At 72.0% G+C, this 21,699-nt stretch carries 21 protein-coding genes and 2 pseudogenes; 12 read left to right on the top strand and 11 right to left on the bottom strand.

Annotated features, from left to right (window positions below; translation table 11 throughout):
• On the bottom strand, positions 1-367 hold a 367-nt coding region (locus E1293_RS27865), incomplete at its 3' end, for a hypothetical protein (protein ID WP_132200452.1).
• Positions 368-538: 171 nt separating this feature from the next.
• Between E1293_RS27865 and E1293_RS27860 the strand changes: the two genes are divergently transcribed.
• Positions 539-1,471 (top strand): NAD(P)-dependent oxidoreductase, encoded by a 933-nt coding sequence (locus E1293_RS27860; protein WP_132200451.1) that lies wholly within the window; start codon positions 539-541, stop codon positions 1,469-1,471.
• Here E1293_RS27860 and E1293_RS27855 read toward each other — a convergent pair.
• Positions 1,425-1,988 (bottom strand): DUF1349 domain-containing protein, encoded by a 564-nt coding sequence (locus tag E1293_RS27855; RefSeq protein ID WP_132200450.1) that lies wholly within the window; start codon positions 1,986-1,988, stop codon positions 1,425-1,427. The two genes, E1293_RS27860 and E1293_RS27855, sit on opposite strands and share 47 nt — an antisense overlap.
• A gap of 146 nt (positions 1,989-2,134) precedes the next feature.
• Here E1293_RS27855 and E1293_RS49655 point away from each other — a divergent pair.
• Positions 2,135-2,803 (top strand): annotated as a pseudogene (locus E1293_RS49655) (phosphatase PAP2 family protein); the annotation flags it as partial.
• Positions 2,804-2,855: 52 nt separating this feature from the next.
• Positions 2,856-3,617, top strand: a complete 762-nt coding sequence (locus E1293_RS49650; RefSeq protein WP_165978420.1) for a creatininase family protein — start codon at positions 2,856-2,858, stop codon at positions 3,615-3,617.
• A 3-nt stretch (positions 3,618-3,620) separates the two neighbouring features.
• Here the strand turns inward: E1293_RS49650 and E1293_RS27840 are convergent.
• The 9 genes and pseudogenes from E1293_RS27840 to E1293_RS27800 all read right to left on the bottom strand — a co-directional run.
• Positions 3,621-4,397, bottom strand: a pseudogene (locus tag E1293_RS27840) (lysylphosphatidylglycerol synthase transmembrane domain-containing protein); the annotation flags it as partial.
• Positions 4,397-5,194 carry an SAM-dependent methyltransferase gene (locus tag E1293_RS27835; protein ID WP_132200449.1) on the bottom strand — a complete coding sequence of 266 codons (798 nt, stop codon included), beginning with the start codon at positions 5,192-5,194 and terminating at the stop codon, positions 4,397-4,399. The pseudogene E1293_RS27840 and the gene E1293_RS27835, both read right to left, overlap by 1 nt.
• Positions 5,191-6,306, bottom strand: a complete 1,116-nt coding sequence (locus E1293_RS27830) for a glycosyltransferase family 4 protein (protein ID WP_132200448.1) — start codon at positions 6,304-6,306, stop codon at positions 5,191-5,193. The genes E1293_RS27835 and E1293_RS27830 overlap by 4 nt, the downstream gene beginning before the upstream one ends.
• Positions 6,303-6,701, bottom strand: a complete 399-nt coding sequence (locus tag E1293_RS27825; protein ID WP_132200447.1) for a 6-pyruvoyl trahydropterin synthase family protein — start codon at positions 6,699-6,701, stop codon at positions 6,303-6,305. Before E1293_RS27825 ends, E1293_RS27830 begins: the two co-directional genes overlap by 4 nt.
• Positions 6,702-6,723: 22 nt before the next feature.
• On the bottom strand, positions 6,724-7,695 hold the full coding sequence (locus E1293_RS27820) for a zinc-dependent alcohol dehydrogenase (RefSeq protein ID WP_132200446.1): 972 nt from the start codon (positions 7,693-7,695) through the stop codon (positions 6,724-6,726).
• A complete protein-coding gene (locus E1293_RS27815) occupies positions 7,652-8,458 on the bottom strand; it encodes a CDP-alcohol phosphatidyltransferase family protein (protein WP_243716627.1) in 807 nt (268 codons plus the stop codon). The genes E1293_RS27820 and E1293_RS27815 overlap by 44 nt, the downstream gene beginning before the upstream one ends.
• The gene (gene ribA, locus E1293_RS27810) at positions 8,455-9,135 is read right to left on the bottom strand and encodes a GTP cyclohydrolase II (protein ID WP_132200445.1); all 681 of its coding nucleotides are present in this window, start codon (positions 9,133-9,135) and stop codon (positions 8,455-8,457) included. The genes E1293_RS27815 and ribA overlap by 4 nt, the downstream gene beginning before the upstream one ends.
• Positions 9,136-9,248: 113 nt before the next feature.
• Complete coding sequence (locus E1293_RS27805) at positions 9,249-9,989, bottom strand: nucleotidyltransferase domain-containing protein (RefSeq protein WP_243716625.1); 741 nt, start codon at positions 9,987-9,989, stop codon at positions 9,249-9,251.
• Entirely contained in the window at positions 9,986-10,687 is a 702-nt protein-coding gene (locus E1293_RS27800; protein WP_132200444.1) for a nucleotidyltransferase domain-containing protein, read from the bottom strand. The genes E1293_RS27805 and E1293_RS27800 overlap by 4 nt, the downstream gene beginning before the upstream one ends.
• 207 nt (positions 10,688-10,894) lie before the next feature.
• On the opposite strand from E1293_RS27800, the gene E1293_RS27795 reads away from it, so the two are divergent.
• The 9 genes from E1293_RS27795 to E1293_RS27755 all read left to right on the top strand — a co-directional run bounded on the left by E1293_RS27795 (position 10,895) and on the right by E1293_RS27755 (position 21,651).
• Complete coding sequence (locus E1293_RS27795; RefSeq protein ID WP_132200443.1) at positions 10,895-12,208, top strand: ABC transporter substrate-binding protein; 1,314 nt, start codon at positions 10,895-10,897, stop codon at positions 12,206-12,208.
• A gap of 5 nt (positions 12,209-12,213) precedes the next feature.
• Positions 12,214-13,203, top strand: coding sequence for a carbohydrate ABC transporter permease (locus E1293_RS27790; RefSeq protein WP_132200442.1), 990 nt, complete (start codon positions 12,214-12,216; stop codon positions 13,201-13,203).
• Entirely contained in the window at positions 13,203-14,027 is an 825-nt protein-coding gene (locus E1293_RS27785) for a carbohydrate ABC transporter permease (RefSeq protein WP_132200441.1), read from the top strand. Before E1293_RS27790 ends, E1293_RS27785 begins: the two co-directional genes overlap by 1 nt.
• Positions 14,028-14,058: 31 nt before the next feature.
• The gene (locus tag E1293_RS27780) at positions 14,059-15,684 is read left to right on the top strand and encodes a glycoside hydrolase family 13 protein (RefSeq protein ID WP_132200440.1); all 1,626 of its coding nucleotides are present in this window, start codon (positions 14,059-14,061) and stop codon (positions 15,682-15,684) included.
• A gap of 10 nt (positions 15,685-15,694) precedes the next feature.
• Positions 15,695-16,741, top strand: coding sequence for a LacI family DNA-binding transcriptional regulator (locus E1293_RS27775; protein ID WP_132200439.1), 1,047 nt, complete (start codon positions 15,695-15,697; stop codon positions 16,739-16,741).
• 176 nt (positions 16,742-16,917) lie between these two features.
• Complete coding sequence (locus tag E1293_RS27770) at positions 16,918-18,216, top strand: ABC transporter substrate-binding protein (RefSeq protein ID WP_243716623.1); 1,299 nt, start codon at positions 16,918-16,920, stop codon at positions 18,214-18,216.
• A 128-nt stretch (positions 18,217-18,344) separates the two neighbouring features.
• Positions 18,345-19,334 (top strand): carbohydrate ABC transporter permease, encoded by a 990-nt coding sequence (locus tag E1293_RS27765; RefSeq protein ID WP_424923680.1) that lies wholly within the window; start codon positions 18,345-18,347, stop codon positions 19,332-19,334.
• A 74-nt stretch (positions 19,335-19,408) separates the two neighbouring features.
• The gene (locus E1293_RS27760; protein WP_132200453.1) at positions 19,409-20,230 is read left to right on the top strand and encodes a carbohydrate ABC transporter permease; all 822 of its coding nucleotides are present in this window, start codon (positions 19,409-19,411) and stop codon (positions 20,228-20,230) included.
• Positions 20,227-21,651, top strand: a complete 1,425-nt coding sequence (locus E1293_RS27755) for a GH1 family beta-glucosidase (protein ID WP_132200437.1) — start codon at positions 20,227-20,229, stop codon at positions 21,649-21,651. Before E1293_RS27760 ends, E1293_RS27755 begins: the two co-directional genes overlap by 4 nt.
• Positions 21,652-21,699 lie beyond the last annotated feature (48 nt).

Genomic DNA, 21,699 nt, shown 5'->3' with positions numbered 1-21,699 from the left:
CTCCGGATCGGGGCGGGGACTTGCGGGACGGGTTGGCGGCGGCGATGCGCTCGGCCTTCAGCTCGGACGCGCTGCGCCGTGCGGCCCGCGCCAAGTACCAGCTCACACGGGCGAGGGCGTCCTCGAAGACCTCCGCCTTCTGGACGTCGCGGGCGTTCTTCGGTCGGGCCTTCCCGCGCCCGCCGTGCTTCTCGACCCTCGCGCTCGCGGTGCGCCGGTACAGCTTGCTGTACTTGTCGCGGGCGCGCCGGATCCGCGTGTGGAGATCCACCAGGCCGTCCTCCGCCATGGCGGAGAGCTCGGCGCTCTCGGTTTCCCGGACGAGAGCCTTCTCGGGCTCGTTGAGCGAGTTCAGCAGCGCTTTCATCGGCCCCCCAGGCAGTCGGTGCGCCCCCCCACCGAGCGTCGCACGGAGAGCGTCAAGGGGAGGCGCTGGAACTACCCAAAAACGGCAATCGTCGCAGGTTGACCTCAAGTTTCGTTGAGGTCTTAGCGTGAGCGTCCGATCTGCAGGACGTTCAGTGAGGATCTTTTCGTGATGACTTCAGCCAACTCTGACGCGCGGCCGAGTGTGGCGGTACTCGGTCTCGGCGAGATGGGAACCGCGCTGGCGGGCGCCTTCCTGGACGGTGGGCATCCCACCACCGTATGGAACCGGACGCCCGGCAAGGCCGAGGCGCTCGTCGCCAAGGGCGCCGGTCGCGGTGCCACGGCCGGTGAAGCCGTCGGCCCGGCGGAGGTCGTGGTGGTGAACGTGAAGGGCGGCGCGGCCGTCCGCGAGGTTCTCGAGCAGGCGGGCGACGCGATTGCGGGACGTGCCGTCGTCAACCTCAGCGATGGGACGTCCGGCGAGGTCAGGGCGGTGGCGGAGGCGGTCGCCCAGGCCGGGGCGGAGTATCTGCACGGGCAGATCATGACCATCGCGCCGGGCATCGGGCATCCGGACGCGACGATCTTCTATGGCGGCGCGGCCGGCGTCCATGAGCGCCACGGGGAGGTGCTGGGGCTTCTCAGCGGCCACTCGCCCTTGGTGTCCGACGACCCGGGTGTGGCCGTCCTGTACGGCATGGCCGTCCACGGGACGATGTGGGGCCTGCTCAACGGGTTCCTGCACGCCGCCGCGGCCCTGTCGGACGAGGGCGTCGCGATGGAGCGGTTCCTCGACCATGCCGACGCGCCGCTCGCGGCTCTTTCCGCGTTCCTGCCGTCCATCGCCGCGGAGGTCGACCAGGGCCGGTACGCGACGCCGTACGGGGCGCTTCGCCATCACCTGCCGTCGGCGCAAGACCTCGTCGGCGAGAGCCGGGACCGGGGCATCGACGCCGGACTGCCCGAATACACGCTCTCGATCGTCGAGCGCGCCGTTGAGCAGGGCCACGGGGACGACAGCTACGCCCGGCTGGTCGACCACTTCAGGACGGGCTCTATGGGTGGAGGGTCGCGTCGGGTGGGCCCTGGATCACGCGGGTGAAGCGGACGGTGAGGCCGTCGCGTTCGGGGGCGCAGCAGTACGGGCCGGCGGTCGCGGGGACGTCCGAGGGGAAGGGCGCCAGGCGGATCATCTGCCAAGGGTCGTCGCCGGCTCGGGCTCGGATCGTCACCGCGTCGCCCGAGCGGCTGGCCCGGAGGGTCACTTCGCGGCCCGTCCACGGGACGGGGGCCGAGGACCAGTCGGAGACTTCGTTGGTCACCACGGCGCCCAGTTGCAGGGCGCCGTCGCAGTATTCGGCGCCCGCCTTGATCCATGTGGTCTCGTCCAGGCGGACGAGGAGGCCGGCCTGGTCGAACTGGTGGTCGTAGTCGGCGACGAAGGACACCTCGACGGCGGCCTCGGGGCCGAACGGGGACAGCAGGGCGTGGCCGCTGTCGCGGTCGTAGCCGTAGGACGTCGTCCGCCAGAAGTCGCTGCCCTTCGCCGCGGTGACGAGGAGCCCGGCGCCGTCGGGGGCCGCGGACGGGGGCGGGTTGAGCCATTCGCCGGTGATCATTCACGGAATCTACGGGAGGGGTGGGGTTAACTCCACCCTCCTTGCGGGGCTTTCCCTCCGGCGACCGGGTGGGTGGACCCAGTGCCCCGAGAAGTGTCGGACGCGAGGGTTGTGATTGGACGAGGACGCGGCACGGGGAGGGCACGATGGCGAGCGTGGCAGTGAGCAGGGTGATGCGGGGCAGGGTGCGGCCCCTGGTCACCGAGATGGGGCTGCTGGCGGTCCTGTTCGCCTTCTACAAGTGGGGCCGCACGCTCATCGAGCACGGGCCGGGCGAGGCGCTGCAGAACGCCCATTGGCTGTGGGGGTTCGAGCGGGAGTGGCTGCCGAGTGAGGTCGGTTTCCAGCATTGGGCGCTCGGGTGGGACCACACGGCCTTCCTGGCGAACCTCTACTACGTGAGCGTCCATTTCCCGGGGACGGCGCTGCTGCTGATCTGGCTTTATGTGCGGCACCGCGGCGCCTACACGAGGGTGCGGAACGAACTGGTGGTGCTGACGGCGGCCGGGCTGCTGGTGCACATGGTGTTCCCGCTGGCGCCGCCGCGGCTGTCGGGCGTCGGGGCCGTGGACACGATGCTGACCGTGGGGCCGTCGGCGTATCCGGCGGCGGCCGACGGGATCGCCAACCAGTACGCGGCGATGCCGTCGCTGCACATCGGGTGGGCGATCCTGGTCGCGGTGGCGGTCGTGCGGGTGTCGCGGAGCCGGTGGCGCTGGGTCGTCGCCCTGCACGCGCCGGTCACGGTGTTCGTGGTGGTCGTGACGGCCAACCACTACTGGACGGACGGGATCGTCGCCGCCCTCCTACTGGCAGGTGCGATGGCGCTGGTTTCGGTCGCGGGCCGGGTACGGCAGGCTGGTGGGCATGCTGCCGAACGAGACGAGTACCGAGGTTCCGGACGTCCCGGTGGCCGTCCTGCCGGTGGGGAGCCACGAGCAGCACGGCCCCTTCCTGCCGCTGGCGACGGACACGGTGATCGCCTGCACGATCGCGGCGGAGCTCGCGAAGGCGTACCCGGTGCGGACGCTCCCGCCCGTGACGATCTCGTGCTCGCATGAGCACGCCGGCTGGCCCGGGACGGTGAGCATCTCGGCGGCGACCCTGCACGCGGTGGTCAGGGACGTCGCCGAGTCGCTGCGCAGGGCGGGGGTGCCGAAGCTCGTGCTGGTCAGCGGGCATGGGGGCAACTACGTGCTGGGCAACGTCGTCCAGGAGGCGCACGGAGACATGGCGCTGTTCCCGCAGTTCGGCGAGTGGGAGGCGGCGCGGCGGGCGGCCGGAGTCGAGACGTCCAACGACGGCGACATGCACGCCGGGGAACTGGAGACGTCGATCCTCCTGCACGCCCACCCGGAACTCGTCCGCGATGGGTACGAGACCGCCGATCATCTGGCCGATGACCGGCGGCATCTGCTCACGGCGGGGATGGCGGCCTACACCCAGTCGGGGGTCATCGGGCGCCCGTCACTGGCCCGCGCCGACAAGGGCGGGGACGCGCTGCGGAGCCTGGTCGCGGCGTTCGGGGACGTCCTCGCGGTGCTTCAGCAGCAGGGTGGCGGCGCCGGGCAGGCACGCGACGAAGCTCAGCACCCCGTACACGACGGAGACGGTCAGGCCCTGCGCTGAGCCGAGCCCGGCCGCGCCGAACGCCAGCGCCAGGACGGCCTCGCGCGGCCCCCAGCCGCCGATGTTCACCGGCAGCACCATCACCAGCAGCGCCAGCAGGAGCAGCGGCAGCAGCGTGAGCAGCGGGGCCGTCGAGCCGACCAGGCGGGCCGCGACGACGAACAGGGCCAGGTGCCCGGCCAGCGCCGCCACGGACAGGCCCACGATGCCGGGCCAGGCGGTGAGGACGGCGCGCGTGTCGGCGAACGTGGCCGCCAGCGCCCGATGGCGCCAGCGGGCCAGGACCAGCACGACGCCCAGGACGATCCCGGCCGGGACCAACGCGGGAGCCATCGCCGACAGCAGGCCAGGGTGCGCCAAGAGCGCGGCGATGCCCGCCACGATGGCGACGCTCTGACCCGCGATCCGTTCGAGGAACACTGCCCGCACCCCGCGGGCGACGTCACCGGACCGATGTCCGTGGCTCACCGCGCGGTGGACGTCCCCGAGGATCCCCGCGGGCAGGACCGCGTTGAGGAACTGGGCCCGGTAGTAGTCCGTGACGGCACCCGCCAGGGGAAGGTGCAGGCCGACGCGGCGCGCGACCAGCCGCCAGCGGGCCGCGCTCAGCACGGTGGTCAGCAGGCCGATGGCGAGGGCCAGCGCGACCGAGCCCGGGTCGATGGCGCGGAGCGCGTCCACGAACGCGTCCGTGCTGTGCCACCACAGGAGCCCGGCGAGGATGCCCAGCCCGGCCAGCAGGCGCAGCCAGGGCCAGGACTTCTTCACGGCGTTGGGCATCACGATGAACTCCCGGGGAGGGCGAGCAGGTCGACGTGGTGGACCTCGACGGTGAGCCGTCCTTCGGCGCAGTCGGCGAGGCGGCGGCCCAGGTAGTCGTCGGCGAACGGGGCCAGGGCCGGTTCCTGTTCGGTGGCGGCGGCGACCCAGCCGCGCAGCCATTCGGCGGTCAGCGCGGCCTGCCCGGGGCCGAGCCGCCACGGGCTCGGCCGCGTCAGGACGGAGGCGCCGCGGCGGCCGAACGCCTCGGTCGCCGCGGTGACGGCGTCCGGTCCGAGGAGGCCGCCGCGGCGCTGGTGGGCGTCGAAGGCGGCGGCGAACTCGGCGTCGAGCGGCTCGGCCGGGGAGAGCCGGACGCGTCCGACGACGGACAGGGTGAGCAGCGCGGGGCAGGCGGTCGCGGCGGCGATCGACTCGATCTCGGCGGCGGTCAGCACGTCCAGCAGCGCCGACGCGGTGACCAGCGACGCGCCCACCAGGTCGGACGCGCGCAGCGAACCGAGGTCGCCCGCGCGCGTCTCGACCGTCGCGGGCAGCCCGTCGGCGGTGACATAGGCGCCGGCGGCGGCCCGGTCGAGCAGGTCGGCGTCCTTGTCGTGCAGGATCCAGTGCTGCGGCCCGTGCAGCCGCCCCGACAGCCAGCGCCCCAGCGAGCCGGTGCCGCAGCCGAGGTCCCAGATGACGAGCGGCTCGTCCCGCGGGAGCGCGGCCCGGAGCGGGTCGAGCAGTTCCGCGGCGCGTGCGGCCGCGTCGGCGCTCTCGCGGAGCGCCAGCCACGACGGCGCATATGCGGTCATCGCGCCTCCCTGCGCAGTCGGGACAGGACGGTGGCCATGCGGCGGGCGGTGTCCTCCCAGCCGGGCAGCATGCCGCGGCGCAGCCGGGCGGCGGCGCGGAGCCGGCCGCGCAGCTCGGGTTCGACGAGCCAGCGGCGCAGGGCCGTGGCCAGCGCGACGGGGTCCTCGGGCGGGACGAGCATGCCGGGGACGGCGCCGGTCGGGTCCCAGCCGAGCGTGTCCGGGACGCCGTCCACCGACGTCGCGAGGACGGGGACGCCGCGCGCGAGGGCCTCCGTCACCACCATCCCGAACGTCTCCGCGCGGGACGCGAGGACGACCAGGTCGGCGGCGGCGTAGGCGTCGTCCAGCGGCCTGCCGGTCAGCGGCCCGGCCAGGACGACGCGCTCGCCGAGGCGATGCCGGGCGATCTGGCGGCGCAGGTGCGTCACGTAGTCGGAGTCGCGGCGGACCGGCCCGGCGCATTCGCAGTGCCAGGGCAGGTGCGCGACGGTGGACAGCGCCTCGACGAGGACGTCGTGCCCCTTGCGCGGGGTCACCGACGCCACGCACAGCAGGCGGGTCGCCCCGTCGGTGCCGGACGCGAGCGGCGCCGGGTCGGTGCCGGGCGTGACGGCGTGGACGCGGGGCGGTTCGAGGCCGTGGTGCGCGATGAGGTGGTCCTTCGCCCACGGGCTGGTCGCGATGACCGCCCCGGCCGCTTCCAGGACCCGGCGTTCGCCCGCGTTGAGGTCGGCCTGCCCGGGCTCGTCCGCCAGCGGGAGGTGGACGAGGACGGCGAGCCGCAGCCGCGCCGCCTCCGGGACCACGATGTCCGGCACGCCGCACGCCACCAGCCCGTCCAGCAGGACGACGGAGCCGTCGGGCAGCTCGGCGAGCGAGCGGGCCAGCGCCGACCGGGCGTCGGCGTCCGGGCGCGGCCACGAACCCGGCGCCGCGACCTCCCGGACGGGACGTCCTGCCGCCGCGAGCTCGTCGCACAGCCGCCGGTCGTACCGGTTGCCGCCGCTCGGCACGCCGGTGTCGTCGATGTCGCCGGGGACGACCACGCAGATCTCCCGCGCCCCGGCGGCCGGCGCCGCGTTGCCCGCGTCCGCCTGATGCACGGTCATAGGTCGCGCTCGTAACTGGCCCAGGCGACGTGCGACTCGTGCAGCGTCACCTGGATGCCCGACAGGCCGCGCGCGTGCTCGCCCAGCGCGCCCGCATGGACGTGGTCGGCGAGCCGGTCGGCGATGACCTTGGCGAGGAACTCCGTCGAGGTGTTGACGCCGGCGAAGTCGGGCTCGTCGTCCAGGTTGCGGTAGTTCAGCCCGCCCAGGACCTCGCCCAGCTCGCCGGTGGCGAGCCCGATGTCGACGACGAGCCCGTCCGGGTCGAGATCGGCCCGGCGGAACGTCGCGTCCACCACGTACGTGGCGCCGTGCAGCCGCTGCGCGGGTCCGAAGACCTCGCCGCGGAAGCTGTGCGCGATCATGACGTGGTCGCGGACGGTGATGGCGAACAACGGCGTCCTCCTCGGTGGACGATCAGTGGACGATTCGGTGGCAGAGGGCGGGGAGTTCACCGGACGTGAGCCGCGGCATGACCCGCGGCAGCTCCGCGAACGGGCTCTCCCCCGTGATCAGCGTGTCGAAGGCCGGGTCCGCGAGCAGCCGCAGCGCCAGCGCCAGCCGGTCGGCGAAGCTCCGGCTCGACCGGCGGGCCGGCGGGACGGCCCCGACCTGGCTCGCCCGGACGGTCAGCCGCCGCGAGTGGAAGAACTCGCCGAGCGGCACGTTCACGCGCCGGTCGCCGTACCAGCTCAGCTCGACGACCTCCCCCTCCGGCGCGAGCAGCTCCAGCGACCGGGCCAGCCCCGCCTCGGTCGCGCTCGCGTGGATCACCAGGTCGCAGCCGCCCTCGGCCTGGTCGGGATGGGCGAACTCGACGCCGAGCGCCCGCGCGGCGCCCGCCCGGGACGGGTCGGTGTCGACCAGCTGGACGCGGCTCCCCGGGAACCCTGCGAGGACGCCGGCGACCGAGCAGCCGACCATGCCCGCGCCGACCACGGCGATCCGGTCGCCGACCAGCGGCGCCGCGTCCCACAGCGCGTTCACGGCGGTCTCGACCGTCCCGGCCAGGATGGCGCGCGACGGGGGCACGTCGTCCGGGACGACGCTGACCGCGCCCGCCGGGACCACGTACCGGGTCTGGTGCGGGTAGAGGCAGAACACCGTGCGCCCGAGCAGCTCGGGCGGCCCGTGCTCGACCTCGCCGACGTTCAGGTAGCCGTACTTGACCGGGCCCGGGAACGTCCCGTCCTGGAACGGCGCCCGCATGATCGCGTGCTGGTTCGGCGGGACGCCGCCGCGGAACACGATCGCCTCGGTGCCGCGGCTCACGCCCGAGAACAGCGTCCGGACGAGCACCTCCCCCGGCCCCGGCTCCGGCAGGACGAGGTCGCGGATCTCCCCCTTACCGGGCGACGGGATCCAGAAGGCGCGCGCGTCGCGCTCCATCCGTGCTCCTCCCCCGAGTGTCCGAACGGTCCGCGCGCCGCTGGAACAGCCACAGCACGTCCCGTCCGAACGACCACACCAGCAGCGCCAGCGCCGCCGCCACGAGCAGGCCCGCAAGCGGGACGAGCCCCGACGCCGCGACGACCAGCACCACGCCCTGCACCACCGCGACGGCCTTGCGCGCGATGCTCGGCCGCAGGTCGGCGCGCAGCCACGGCGCCGCCCACGCCGCCGCGCCGAACGCGTACCGCATCGCCCCGATCGCCAGCACCCACGCCCCCGCCGACCACGCGACCTCGACGCTGAGCACCAGCACGAGGAAGGCGTCGGTCTCCATGTCGAACCGCGCGCCGAGCGTGGACGTCGTCCCGGTGCGGCGGGCGACCTGCCCGTCCACCCCGTCCAGGACGAGCGCCGCCGACGCGACCGCGACGAGCAGCCCCGTGTGCCCGACACCGGTGAGATGCCCCGCGACCAGCGCCGCGACACCCCCGGTGAGGACGACCCTGGCCAGCGTCACATGATCGGCCGGGCCGAGCGCCCGCCGCCGGCGGAACGCCCGGCCGAGGACCGCCCATGACGCCAGCGCGTACGCGACGCCCACGGCCAGGCCCGCATGGCCGGGGCGAAGCAGCGCGACCAGCGCGAACTGGACCGCGACCGCGATGGCCAGCTCGGGCCCGCGGGTCAGCCGGGGCCCGCGCGGCGCCGCCGGCAGCCGCACCGCCGGGAGGGGACGCGTCAGCGTCATCGGCCGCGTCATCCGCGCACCTCGCTGACGGGCGCCTCGGCGAGCGCGCCGTCCAGCGCGCCGTCCAGGGCGCCGTCGAGCTGCGGCAGGTCGTGGCCGAGGCGGTCCCGCTTGGCGGTCAGGTAGCGGACGTTGTCGTCGCTGACGGGGACGAGCAGCGGCACCCGCGCCGCGACCTCGACGCCGTAGGACTCCAGCGCGCTGACCTTGACCGGGTTGTTCGACATCAGCCGCACCGACCGGACACCGAGATGCCGCAGGATCCGGGCCGCCGGACCGTAGTCGCGGACGTCCACCGGCAGCCCGATGGCCGTGGCCGAGTCGACGGTGTCGAGGCCCTGGTCGTCCTGCAGGATGTGGGTCCGGACCTTCGCCACCAGGCCGATCCCACGCCCCTCGTGCCCGCGCAGGTAGACCAGGACGCCGGTGCCCTCACCGGCGATCGCGTCCAGGCCGGCGCCGAGCTGGTCCCCGCACTCGCAGCGCGTCGCGGCGAAGATGTCGCCCGTCATGCATTCGGAGTGCATCCGGACGAGCACGTCCGCGTGCCCCCGCACCTCGCCCCGCACCAGCGCCATGTGCTCGTGCCCGTCGACCGGGTCCCGGAACGCGACGGCGCGGAACACGCCGCGCCTGGTCCGGAGGTCCGCCTCCGCGATGTCCTTCTGGTCGATGCCCTGGTCGTGCATCGCTCCCCTTCCTCGGCTACGCAATCACCCGTGGTACGTGGCGACCGCACCAGGTGGTTGCGTCCCAAAACGGTCCGTATAACCGGTGGCACGCAGGGGAGGCACCGCAGGGTTCAGCGTAGGCGCGTACGAACCACCAAGTCGTGGAGGGCGCGGTGCCCGGACGGGAATTCCGGCAGGTCGCTGCGGTCGCGTTCGTCCTCCAGCCGGGCGGTGAGCGCGGCGACGTCGTCCTGGAGGAGGGACGTGTCCGGCGCGTCGTCCGGCAGCGCGCCGTGCTCGGCGGCCCGCTTCGCCTCGATCAGGCCGAGCAGGTAGGACGGACCGGCGAGCCGCGTCAGGTCGGCCTCGACCTCGCCCGTCCGCATCAGGTGAATGCCGGTCAGCAGCACCCGGAACGTGTACAGCAGCGGCTTCAGCTCGCCGGACTTCTCGAACAGCTTCCACTGCGACCGCGCGAACCCGAGGTAGTGGTGCGCGTGGTTGGAGGTGATCAGCCCCGGGACGAGGGCCTTCAGCTCGTCGTGCACGGGCGAGGTCGCCACGACGAGCGGGGACATGACCTGCTCCAGCACGTATCCGTTGCGCCGCAGGAGGAGGGTGCAGAACTTGGCGAGGTCATGGGTGACGGCGTCGGCCTCCACGCCCGCGTGGTCCCACATCATCGTGACGGTCTCGTCCCCGGTCTCCAGGCCGACGATCTCCTCCAGCGGCAGCAGGTGGACGCCGCGCAGGTCGACGTCGGAGTCCGCGGACGGGAAGCCGTACAGGTGCGCGCCGCTGACCGTCACGAACGCGCGCGGGTACGGGTGGTCGGCGCCGAAGCGGTCGATCATGCCTTCGGGGAGGTTCACCAGGTCACGCTCCTGCGTCGGACGGAGATCAGCAGTTCCTCGACCGCGGCGCGGTCGGGTTCGGGCGGCAGCGGGCTGCGGGCCGCGGCCTCGCCGAGGTCGGCGGTGAGGGAGGCGCGCCACGCGTCGACGTCGTCCCAGCCGACCTCGCCGCGGCGGACGGCGAGGAGCCGGTCGCGCAGGTCGCCGACGTCCACCCGCGGCTCCCCGTGCCGGACGAGGTGCACGCCGCTCTCCAGCAGCCGCAGCATGTGCATGACGTGCTTCCAGCGCGGCACACCGCCGTTGCGCAAGTCGCCTTCCAGCTTGCGGAACTGGGCCTCGGCGTAGCGGAGGAACGTGCGGTGCGCGTGCCGGGACAGGAACGCCCCCCGGACCGCGAGCAGCTCCTCGCCGACCGGGGTGACCTTCTCGACGAGCGGCGACCAGAGGCACTCCAGGACGGTCGGGTTCGCGGCCAGCGCCAGCTCGCAGAAGCGCTCCAGCTCCCAGGAGAACTGCTCGGGCAGCGGGCCGTCCAGATGCGTGGGCGGCTTGGTGAAACGCCAGAACAGGGGCGCCGGGGCGGCGTAGACGCCGCGCCGGTCGACGTCGCTCGCGTCCGTCGCCAGCCCGTAGGCTCGCGACCCGGTCACGACCGACAGGATCGTGTGGTCGCGGACGAGGCCGAGCGCCGCGTCATGGTCGGGAGTGGTCACGGGGGAAGCCTGGCGCAGGGCCTCCGGACATGTCGACCCGATTGTCCGGTCGCTGTAAATGGTTACAGATCAGCCACAGACTTGCTGAAAGTTTCTGCAAGAGGTTTACGGGTCTGCAACGCGTTGCTAACGTCCCGGTCCAGCCACCCCCAACTCTTGACCTGCGGGACGACGGCCGGAGCAGGCACGTCCCGCGAAGGAGGACACATGCGGCGCATCCCCCTGATCGGCGGCACTCCGCTGGCAAGCGCTGTGGTTTGCGCCGCCCTCGCGCTCTCGCTCTCCGCCTGCGGCGGCGATGACGGCGGCGGCTCGAAGGGCGGCACCGGCGCGGCTCTGGAGGGCCGCGGGCCGATCACCTTCGTGACGGGCAAGGACCGCTCGGGCTACCTGCAGAAGCAGGTCGACGGCTGGAACTCCGAGCACCCGAAGGAGCAGGTCCGCATCATCGAGCTGCCGGACGAGCCGAACGACCAGCGCCAGCAGATGATCCAGAACGCCACGACCAAGTCCGACGCGTACTCGGTGCTCAGCCTCGACGTGGTGTGGACGGCGGAGTTCGCCGCGAACCGGTGGCTCGCGCAGCTGCCCAAGGACCAGATCGACCTGTCGAAGATGCTGCCCGCGACGATCACCACCGGGCAGTACCGGGACAAGCTGTACGCGGTGCCGTCCGCGTCCGACGCCGGGATGCTCTACTACCGCAAGGACCTGCTGGAGAAGGCCGGGATCGCCGACCCGCCGAAGACCTACGACGAGATGTGGGCCGACTGCGAGAAGGTCAGGAAGCTGCCCGAGGGCGAGGACGTCGACTGCTACTTCACCGAGGTCAACAAGACCGAGAGCATGACGATCAGCGCGGTCGAGGCGATCGAGAGCGCCGGCGGGTCGATCATCGGCGAGGACGGCAAGCCGGCGCTGAACACCCCGCAGGCCAAGGCGGGCATCGAGTTCCTCGTGAACGCCAAGAAGGAGCACATGCCGAAGGAGGCCGTCACCCTCGACACCGAAGGCGGGCGCCGCTACTTCCAGTCCGGCAAGCTGCTCTTCCAGCGGCAGTGGCCCTACCAGTACGCCCTCGCGAACTCCGATGACGGCTCGTCCAAGGTGGCGGGCAAGTTCGCGGTCGCGCCGCTGCCCGGCCCGGCCGGCCCCGGCGTCGCCAACCTCGGCGGCCACAACCTCGCCGTGTCCGCGTTCGCCAAGAACAAGGCCACCTCCCTCGACTTCATCAAGTACCTGGCCGGCGAGCAGTCGCAGCGCGCCAACCTGCTCGCGACCTCGAAGGCCCCGACGATCGCCGCGCTCTACGACGACCCGGAGATGGTGAAGAAGTTCCCGTACCTGCCCGTCCTCAAGGCGGCCATCGCGAGCGCCAAGCCGCGTCCGGTCACGGTGAAGTACGGCGACGTGACCGCCGCCATCCAGGGCGAGATGTACGACGCGGTGACCGGCAAGAAGCCGGTCGACCAAGCCCTGACCGACCTGCAGGGCAAGCTCCAGCCGCTGACCGCGCAGTGAGCGGGATGACGGCCACCGAGCGCGCGTCCGCCGCGGGCACCCCCGCGGCGGGCCCGCCCCGGAAGCGGGGGCGCGACGTGCAGGGGACGAAGCGGCTCGCGGCGCTGCTGCTGTCCCCGACGCTGCTCGTCCTCGCGCTGGTCATCGGCTACCCGGTGCTCGCCGGGTTCCGCGAGTCGCTGTACGCGCGGGGCGAGGGCCTGGACGCCGACGGCTTCGTCGTGGAGGGCGACCGTTTCGCCGGCCTCGACAACTACACCGCGATCTTCCAGGGCGACCGCGCCGACGCGTTCTGGAACGCGTTCTCCAACACCACGTTCTTCACGCTCACCACCGTCGTGCTGGAGACGGTGATCGGCGTCGCGATGGCGCTGATCATGCATCAGGCGTTCCGCGGGCGGTCGATCGTGCGGGCCAGCATCCTCGTCCCGTGGGCGATCCCGACCGCGATCTCCGGCCTGCTGTGGCGGTGGATCTTCCAGGCGGACGGCGCCGCGAACGCCCTGCTCCGCCAGGAGATCCTGTGGACCGCCGACGGGTTCCCCGCCAAGATGGCCGTCGTCATCGCCGAGGTGTGGAAGACGTCCCCGTTCATCGGGCTGCTCGTCCTCGCCGGCCTGCAGATGATCCCCCGCGACGTCTACGAGGCGGCCCGGGTGGACGGCGCCGGCCCCGTCCAGCAGTTCTGGCGGATCACGCTGCCGCTGGTCAGGCCCGCGCTGCTGGTCGCCGTGCTGTTCCGGATGCTGGACGTGCTGCGCATGTTCGACCTGCCCGCGGTGCTGATCGGCGTCAACCAGAAGTCGGTGGAGACGCTGACGATGATCGCCTGGTTCGAGGCGTCCAACCTGCGGTACGGGTCGGCGGCGGCGTACGCGACCGTCCTGTTCCTGTACATCGCGCTGATCGCGTACCTGTTCGTGAAGCTGCTCGGCGCCGACATCATCGGCGAGGCCCGCCAGCACGGCAGGCGCGAGCGCAGGAGGAGGGCCTGATGCCCCAGGCGAAGCGGCTGCTGTCCTACCTCGGGTTCGCGGCGGTGGCGGTGTACTGCCTGGCGCCGTTCTACTGGATGGCGATCTCGGCGTTCCGCCGCCCGCAGGACCAGTTCGACAACTCGATCGTCCCGTCCCGGTGGTCGTGGGAGAACTTCTCCGCGGTGTTCTCCGGCGACAACGGGTTCGGCCGCGCCCTGCTGAACAGCGTGATCGTGGCGGGGACCACCACCGTGCTGACGCTGCTGATCGGCACGTTCACCGCGTACGCGCTGGCCAGGCTCCAGTTCCGGTTCAAGAACGCGGTGCTCGGGCTCATCGTCGCGACCTCGATGTTCCCGGGAATCTCCCAGCTCGTCCCCTTGCTGAAGCTGTTCACCGACATCAAGTGGATCAACACCTACCAGGCGATGGTGCTGCCCAGCCTCGGGTTCGCGCTGCCGCTGTCGGTATGGCTGCTCACGGCGTTCTTCCGGCAGCTGCCGTTCGAGCTGGAGCAGGCGGCGATGGTGGACGGCTGCACCCGCGGCCAGGCGTTCCGCAAGATCATCGTCCCGCTGGCGGCGCCCGGGGTGTTCACCACGGCGATCCTCACCTTCATCGCCGCGTGGAACGAGTTCCTCATCGCGCTGTCCATGGTCAACAAGAAGGAGATGCAGACCGCCACGGTCGCGATCTCCAAGTTCACCGGCGTCTCCGGGTTCGACCAGCCGTTCGGCACCCAGATGGCGGCCGGGGTGGTCGTGACCGTCCCGCTCATCGCCCTCGTGCTGGTCTTCCAGCGCCGGATCGTCGCCGGGCTGACCGCCGGCGGCGTCAAGTAGCTCCTGACGGCTCCCGACTAGAAGGATGTTCATGACCCAGGACACCCTGATCGTCCCTGTCCCCGACCAGGGCGAGGGCACCCGCTGGTGGCGCGACGCCGTCATCTACCAGGTGTACGTGCGCAGCTTCGCCGACTCCGGCGGGGACGGCGTCGGCGACCTGCCGGGCGTCCGGTCGCGCCTGCCCTACCTGGCCGGGCTCGGCGTGGACGCGCTGTGGCTGACCCCGTTCTACGTCTCCCCCATGGCCGACTTCGGCTACGACGTGGCGGACTACCGCGACGTCGACCCGCTGTTCGGCACCCTCGCCGACGCCCGCGGCCTGATCGCCGACGCGCACGCGCACGGCCTGCGGATCATCGTGGACGTCGTGCCGAACCACACGTCCGACCGGCACGCCTGGTTCCAGGCCGCGCTCGCCGCGTCCCCCGGCTCCCCCGAACGCGCCCGCTACCTCTTCCGGGACGGGCGGGGCCCGGACGGCGCCCGGCCCCCCAACGACTGGGAGTCGGTGTTCGGCGGCCCCGCCTGGACGCGGCTCCCGGACGGCCAGTGGTACCTGCACCTGTTCGCGCCCGAGCAGCCGGACCTGGACTGGGAGAACCCCGAGGTCCGCGCCGAGTTCGCGGACATCCTGAAGTTCTGGCTCGACCTCGGCGCCGACGGCTTCCGCGTGGACGTCGCGCACGGCATGGCCAAGGCGCCGGGGCTTCCCGACGTCGGCCACGCCGACCAGGTGGAGATGCTCGGCACGGCCGTCCTGCCGTACTTCGACCAGGACCCCGTCCACGACATCCACCGCGAGTGGCGGCGCCTGCTCGACTCCTACGGCGGGGAGCGGATCGCCGTCGCCGAGGCGTGGGCGCCCACGCACGAGCGGCTCGCCGACTACACCCGCCCGGACGAGCTGCACCAGGCGTTCAACTTCCACTACCTGACCGCGCCCTGGGAGGCGTCCGGGATGCGGAAGGTGATCGAGGAGTCCCTGGACGCCGCCGGCGCGGTCGGCGCGCCCGCGACCTGGGTGCTGTCCAACCACGACGTGAAACGGCACGTCACCCGGTACGGCGGCGGCGAGCGGGGGCTGCGGCGCGCCCGCGCGGCGGCGCTGCTGACGCTCGCGCTGCCCGGCTCGGCCTACGTCTACCAGGGCGAGGAGCTGGGCCTGCCGGAGGTCCTCGACCTGCCGGCGGAGTTCCAGCAGGACCCGCAGCGGCTGCGCGGCGAGGACGCGGGCCGCGACGGCTGCCGCGTCCCGCTGCCGTGGGAGGGCGAGGAGCCGCCGTTCGGCTTCGGCGGCACCGCGTCCTGGCTCCCGATCCCCACCGCGTGGCGCGACCTGACCGTCGCCGCGCAGCGCGAGGACCCGGACTCCATGCTGGCCCTGTACCACGAGGCGCTGCGCCTCCGCCACGAGCACCCCGCGCTCGGCGACGGCGGCCTGCGCTGGCTGGACGGCCCGACCGGCACACTGGTCTTCGTCCGGGAGACCGGCGGGGACGGGCGCCTCGCGTGCGCCGTGAACATGTCCGGCCGCCCGGCGCGCGTCCCCGTGCGCGGAACCCCGCTCCTCGCGAGCGGACCGGTCCACCTGGAGAACGAGCACGCGGAACTACCCCCGGACACCGCACTGTGGTGGGACGTCGAGGAGAGATAACTTGAAACCCATGACGACGCGCCTGGCGGACATCGCGGCTCATGCCGGGGTGAGCGAGGCGACCGTGAGCCGCGTGCTCAACGGCAAGCCGGGGGTGTCCCCGAGCACGCGCCAGGCGGTGCTGACCGCCCTGGACGTGCTCGGGTACGAGCGGCCGGCCCGGCTGCGCCAGCAGCGGGCCGGGCTGATCGGGCTGATCATCCCGGAGCTGACCAACCCGATCTTCCCGGCGTTCGCCGAGGTGATCGAGAGCGCGCTGGCCCGGCACGGCTACATGGCGGTGCTGTGCTCGCAGGCGCCGGGCGGCGTCGCCGAGGACGACTACATCGAGATGCTGCTGGAGCGCGGCGTCGCCGGGATCATCTTCGTCAACGGCCTGCACGCCAACGCCAACTCCGACCGGGCCCGCTACGCGCGGCTGCTGGAGCAGGCGCTCCCGATCGTCCTGGTGAACGGCTACCGGCCCGACATCGACGCGCCGTTCATCTCCAATGACGACGTGGCGTCGCTGGAGGCGGCGGTCGCGCATCTGGCCGCAATGGGCCACCGGCGGATCGGGCTGGCGATCGGCCAGGACGTGTACGTGCCGACGCGGCGCAAGACCGAGGGGTTCCGGCGCGGGATGGCCGCCCATACCGACCTGGCGCCGGACGAGGTCGACGGGCTGATCGCCAACACCATGTACACGGTCGAGGGCGGCCAGGCGGCGGCGGCGAAGCTGCTCGACGCGGGCTGCACGGCGATCTGCGGCGGCAACGACATCATGGCGCTCGGCGCGATCCGGGCGGCGCGGGCGCGCGGCCTCCGGGTGCCCGGTGACGTGTCGGTCACCGGGATGGACGACTCGCTCCTGACCGCCTACCTCGACCCGCCGCTCACCACGGTCCGGCAGTCGGTGCGGGACATGTCGATGGCCGCGGTGAGCACCGTCCTGGACGAGATCCGCGGTGCCCGCGCGCCCCGCACGGAGCTGCTCTACCGGCCGGAACTCGTCGTCCGGCGGTCGACGGCGCCCGCTCCGGCGGCGGCCCGGCTGTCGCCCGTCAAGGAGGGCTGACCCGGGGCTGACCGGCTGTCGGGCGGGCGCTGACCGGGCTGCCCTCGGAGACAGGTTCTTGTAACGGTTGGGTTTCGGCGCATTGACAGTGAGCCCGGTCACGGTCTTTCCTTCGTGGGAGCGCTCCCACACACCGGCACAACACAACCTGAGAGGGGTCCGCGATGAGGGCCATCATGCGGCGCGGACTGAGTACGGCGCTGGCCGCCGTGCTCGTCGGCGGCCTCGCCGTCGCCTGCGGCGGGGACGACAAGGACGGGGGCGGCTCGGAGAGCGGGCCCGTCGAGCTCACCGTCGACGTCTTCGGCGAGGTGGGGTACGACCAGGGGCTCTACAAGCAGTACGAGCAGTCCCACCCCAACGTCAAGATCAAGCAGCGCAAGGTCTCGAACCTGGACGAGTACAAGCCGCGCATCCAGCAGTGGATGGCCACCGGCAGCGGCGCGGGCGACGTCGTCATGCTGGAGGAGGGCATCCTCCCCCTCTACATGCAGCAGAGCTCGAAGTTCCTCAACCTGTTCGACTACGGGGGCAAGTCCCTGGAGAAGAACTTCCTGCCGTGGAAGTGGCAGATGGGCGTCACACCGGACGGCAAGCAGCTCGTCGGCCTCGGCACCGACGTCGGCCCCCTCGCCATGTGCTACCGCAAGGACCTCTTCAAGAAGGCGGGCCTGCCCACCGACCGCGAGGAGGTCGGCAAGCTCTGGCCGACGTGGGACCAGTTCCTCGCGACGGGGCAGAAGTTCCAGCAGAAGGCCCCCGGCAGCAAGTGGCTGGACGGCCCCACCGCCGTCTTCCGCGCCACCGTCCTGCAGAACGCCGGCGCGGGGCCCGGCTACAGCTTCTTCGACAAGAGCAACAACCTGGTCTTCGACAGCAACCCGGCCGTCAAGCAGGCGTTCGACACGTCGCTGAAGTTCGCCGAGAACAAGCTCACCGCCGACATGTCGATCTTCACGCCGCCGTGGCAGACCGCCCTCAAGCGCGACACGTTCGCGACCGTGCCGTGTCCGTCCTGGATGCTCGGGGGCATCGAGGAGTTCTCGGGTGACGCGGGCAAGGGCAAGTGGGACGTGGCGAGCACGCCGGGCGGCTCGGGCTACTGGGGCGGGTCGTGGCTGGCCGTGCCGAAGCAGACCAAGCACGCGAAGGCCGCCGCCGAGCTGGCCAAGTTCCTGACCTCCCCGGAGGGGCAGGTCGCCGCGTACAAGGCCGCGAACACCTTCCCGTCGTCGCCGCAGGCCGCGCAGGACCCCGCGGTCGCCGGCGCGAAGAGCGAGTACTTCAGCGGCGCCCCGGTCGGCAAGATCTTCGGCGACCTGGTCGCCCAGGTGAAGCCGGTCTACCTCGGGCCGAAGAACGAGGACGTGCGTTCCGCGGTGGAGAACGTCCTGATCTCCGTCGGCCAGGGCAAGCAGAAGCCGGCCGACGCGTGGTCCAAGTCCGTCGACGAGGCCAAGAAGGCCGCCAGGTGACCCCCGGCGCCTTGTAGACCACGGCGGCGGCGCCGCGCCGCTACCTCCCCGCCGGCGCCGCCGCCGTTCCCATCTCCCGCTCCGTCCCGTCCTCGGAGCGGCCCGTCCTCGGAAAGGAGGCGCACGACGTGACCACCGATCTGCGCCCCAGCCGGAACGGCCCCCCGCCGCCCACGCCGCCGCGGGTCCCGCCGGGCCCGCGCCGCACCTGGCGGTCCCGGCTCGCCCGGCTCGATGTGAAGGGCGCGCCCTATGCCTTCATCTCGCCGTTCTACCTCGTCTTCCTGATCTTCGGCGCCTTCCCGCTCGTCTACACCCTGTGGGTCTCCCTGCACGACTGGGAGCTGGCGTCGGGGACGCGCAAGTTCGTCGGGCTCGACAACTACGACTACCTGCTGACCGACGCCGACTTCTGGCACGCCACGGTCAACACTCTCGGGATCTTCGCCTTCTCGACCGTCCCGCAGCTGCTGATCGCCCTGCTGGTCGCCAACGCGCTGAACCGGCGGATGCGGCTGCCGACCCTGTTCCGGATCGGGATGGTCGCCCCGCTGGTCACCTCGACCGCCGCCGTCGCGATCGTGTTCACCCAGATGTTCGACAAGGACTGGGGCATGGTCAACTGGGCGATCGGGCTGATCGGCATCGACCCGATCCAGTGGTCCAGCAGCCGCGGCTGGTCCTGGGCCGCCATCGCGATGATGGTCGACTGGCGCTGGACCGGCTACAACGCGCTGATCTACCTGGCCGCCATGCAGGCGATCCCGAGGGACCTGTACGAGGCCGCCGCGATCGACGGCGCGTCCCGGATCCGGCAGTTCTGGCAGATCACCGTCCCGCTGCTGCGGCCCACGATCATCTTCACGGTGATCATCTCGACCATCGGCGGGCTGCAGCTGTTCACCGAGCCCGTGCTGTTCAGCGTCGGCACGCCGAACAAGATGGACGGCGGCCCGATGCACCAGTTCCAGACGATCACGATGTACATGTACGACAACGCGTTCGGCCATGACCGGTACGGCTACGGGGCGACGGTCGCCTGGGCGCTGTTCGTGATGATCATCGTGTTCTCGCTGATCAACTTCCTGGCCGTGCGGCGCACCGGAGGCACCAAGTGACCACGCTCCTCGCCGGCCCGGGCGGCCGCCGCGACGCCAAGCACGCCGCCGCCCGCCCCGGCCGCTTCCGCGGCATGTGGAACGCCAGCCCGCTGACCTACGTCACGCTGCTCGCCGCGCTGGCGCTGTCGATCTTCCCGATCTACTGGATGATCATCGTCGCGACCCGCACCAACAGCGTGGTCGCCGACGTCCCGCCGCCGCTGCTGCCCGGCGGGCACGGCGGCGACAACGTCGGCCGGCTGTTCGACAACCCGGAGGCGTACTTCGCCAAGGGCCTGCTGAACTCCGCCATCGCCTCCGCCGCCGTGACGGTCTCCACCGTGTTCTTCGCCTCGCTGGCCGGGTTCGCGTTCGCCAAGCTGCGCTTCCGCGGCAAGAACGGGCTGCTGCTCACCATCATCGCGACGATGATGATCCCGGTGCAGATGGGCATCATCCCGCTCTACATGATCATGGTGAAGCTGGGCTGGCAGAACCATCTGCAGGCCGTCATCGTCCCGTTCCTGGTCACCGGGTTCGGCGTGTTCATGATGCGGCAGTACGCCGACCAGGCCGTCCCGGACGAGCTGATCGAGGCCGCCCGCGTCGACGGCTGCACGACGTTCGGCATCTACTGGCGCGTCGTGCTCCCCGCGCTGCGTCCCGCCGCCGGCGTCCTCGGCCTGTTCACGTTCATGCAGACCTGGAACGAGTTCATGTGGCCGCTCGCGGTCCTCAATCCCGACAACCCGACGGTGCAGCTGTCCATCAACAACCTGGCGAACGCGTACTTCAAGGACTACACGCTCATGTTCGCAGGAACCAGCGTGGCGATCCTGCCGCTCCTCGTCGTGTTCATCATTTTCGGCCGCCAGATCATCGGCGGAATCATGGAAGGTGCTGTGAAGGCGTGACCTCCCTACAGGACGACACCAGCGCGGCTCCCGCCGCACCCTTCCCGACCGGGTTCCGCTGGGGGGCCGCCACCGCCGCTTACCAGATCGAGGGCGCGGCCGGGGAGGGCGGGCGCGGACCGTCCATCTGGGACACCTTCTGCCGCACCCCCGGCAAGGTCCTCAACGCCGAGACCGGCGACGTCGCGGTCGACCACTACCACCGCTTCCCCGAGGACGTCGCCCTGATGTCCGACCTCGGGCTGACCGCGTACCGGTTCTCGATCTCCTGGCCGCGGGTGCAGCCGTCCGGCGCGGGGACCTTCAACCAGGACGGCCTCGACTTCTACCGGCGGCTGGTGGACGAGCTGCTGGAGGCGGGCATCGAGCCGTGGCCGACGCTCTACCACTGGGACCTGCCGCAGCCCCTTGAGGACAAGGGCGGCTGGCCCGAGCGGGAGACCGCGCACCGGTTCGCCGAGTACGCCGCGCACGTCCACGCTGCGCTGGGCGACCGCGTCCGGAACTGGATGACGGTGAACGAGCCGTGGTGCGCGGCGTTCCTCGGATACGCGTCCGGGGACCACGCGCCCGGACGCCGGGACGCGTCCGCGTCCCTGCTGGCCGCGCACCACCTGATGCTGGGCCACGGCCTCGCCGTCGAGGCGATGCGGGCCCGGTACCCGGACAACTCGTTCGGCGTGGCCGTCAACCTGTACGCCGTCTCCCCGGCGTCGGACGACCCCGCCGACCGGGACGCGGCGCGCCGCGTCGACGGGCTGCAGAACCGGCTGTTCCTCGACCCGCTGCTGCTCGGCCGCTACCCCGAGGACGTGCTCGCCGACACGGCCCGCCTCGGGTTCACGCCGTCGGACGCGGATCTCACCATCATCAACCAGCCGATCGACCAGCTCGGCATCAACTACTACTCGCGGCACACCGTCGCCGGCACCCCCGGCGAGGCGGCGCAGACCGCGTCGTCACCGTTCTCGACGCACTCCCCCTGGCCCGGCAGCGACCACGTCCGGTTCGTCCCGGCGGGCCGCCCGGTCACCGGGATGGGCTGGGAGATCGACGAGCGCGGCCTCTACGAGGTGCTGACCAGGCTGCACCGCGAGTACCCGTCCGTCGCGCTGTACATCACCGAGAACGGCGCGGGCTACGACGAGACCCCTGACGACAATGGCACGGTCCAAGACCTGGGGCGCATCGCCTACCTCGACGCGCACCTGCGAGCCTGCCACGACGCCATCGCCGACGGGGTACCGCTTCGCGGCTACTTCACCTGGTCGCTGCTGGATAATTTCGAGTGGGCTTGGGGCTACTCCAAGCGTTTCGGGCTGGTCCACGTCGATTACGCCACGCAGCGCCGGGTGCCCAAGGACAGCGCACGGTGGTACGCCGGGGTGATCCGGCAGGGCGGGCTGCCCGAGCGGGGCTGACGCAGGGGCGACGGGACGGACGAAGGGGGCCAGATGACGGGCAGGAGC

The organism is Actinomadura darangshiensis, assembly GCF_004349235.1.
Classification (GTDB): Bacteria; Actinomycetota; Actinomycetes; order Streptosporangiales; family Streptosporangiaceae; genus Spirillospora; species Spirillospora darangshiensis.
This window is presented reverse-complemented; position numbering and strand designations above follow the sequence as displayed.